The sequence below is a fragment of the Lutibaculum baratangense AMV1 genome (assembly GCF_000496075.1).
In the GTDB taxonomy this organism is placed as follows: Bacteria; Pseudomonadota; Alphaproteobacteria; order Rhizobiales; family Tepidamorphaceae; genus Lutibaculum; species Lutibaculum baratangense.
On sequence record NZ_AWXZ01000033.1, the window covers coordinates 1 to 1,177 of the forward strand.

Here is a 1,177-nt window from a genome sequence, read left to right on the forward strand (position 1 = left end):
TTACTCGATGATTTCGGCGACGACGCCGGCGCCGACGGTGCGGCCGCCTTCGCGGATCGCGAAGCGCAGGCCGTCCTCCATGGCGATCGGCACGATCAGCGACACGGTGATCGCCACGTTGTCGCCCGGCATCACCATCTCCGTGCCCTCCGGCAGCTCCACGACGCCCGTCACGTCGGTCGTGCGGAAGTAGAACTGCGGACGGTAGTTCGTGAAGAACGGCGTGTGGCGGCCGCCCTCCTCCTTCGTCAGGATGTAGGCCTCGGCCTTGAACTTCGTGTGCGGCGTCACCGAGCCCGGCTTGCACAGGACCTGACCGCGCTCGACGTCCTCGCGGCCGACGCCGCGCAGCAGCGCGCCGATATTGTCGCCGGCCTGCCCCTGGTCGAGCAGCTTGCGGAACATCTCGACGCCCGTCACCGTCGTCTTCTTCGTGTCGCGGATGCCGACGATCTCGACCTCCTCGCCCACCTTCACGATGCCGCGCTCCACGCGCCCCGTCACCACCGTGCCGCGGCCCGAGATCGAGAACACGTCCTCGATCGGCATCAGGAACGCCTGGTCGATCGGACGCTCCGGCGTCGGGATGTACTCGTCGACCGACGCCATCAGCGCGCGGATCGAATCCTCGCCCAGCGTCTTGTCGCTGTCCTCCAGAGCGGCCAGAGCCGAGCCCTTCGTGATCGGAATGTCGTCGCCCGGGAACTCGTAGGACGACAGGAGCTCGCGGATCTCCATCTCGACGAGCTCGAGAAGCTCCTCGTCGTCGACCTGGTCGCACTTGTTCATGTAGACGACGAGCGCGGGAACGCCGACCTGGCGCGCCAGCAGGATGTGCTCGCGCGTCTGCGGCATCGGGCCGTCGGCCGCCGAAACCACGAGGATCGCGCCATCCATCTGCGCCGCGCCCGTGATCATGTTCTTCACGTAGTCGGCATGGCCGGGGCAGTCGACATGCGCGTAATGGCGCGCTTCCGTCTCGTACTCGACGTGCGCCGTCGAGATCGTGATGCCGCGCGCCTTCTCCTCCGGCGCCGCGTCGATCTGGTCATACGCACGGAACTCGCCGAAAAACTTCGTGATCGCCGCCGTCAGCGTCGTCTTGCCGTGGTCGACGTGACCAATCGTCCCGATGTTGCAGTGCGGCTTCGTCCGCTCAAACTTCGCTTTGGCCATA

The 1,177-nt window shown here is 66.4% G+C and carries 1 protein-coding gene; it reads right to left on the bottom strand.

What is annotated here, in order from left to right; translation table 11 throughout:
- Positions 1 to 1,176 carry an elongation factor Tu gene (tuf, locus tag N177_RS11885; protein ID WP_023432581.1) on the bottom strand — a complete coding sequence of 392 codons (1,176 nt, stop codon included), beginning with the start codon at positions 1,174 to 1,176 and terminating at the stop codon, positions 1 to 3.
- Between the last annotated feature and the right edge of the window lies 1 nt (position 1,177).

Excerpts from the sequence above, each read along its gene's own strand:
- tuf (WP_023432581.1), bottom strand. The coding sequence starts at position 1,176 with ATGGCCAAAGCGAAGTTTGAGCGGACGAAGCCGCACTGCAACATCGGG.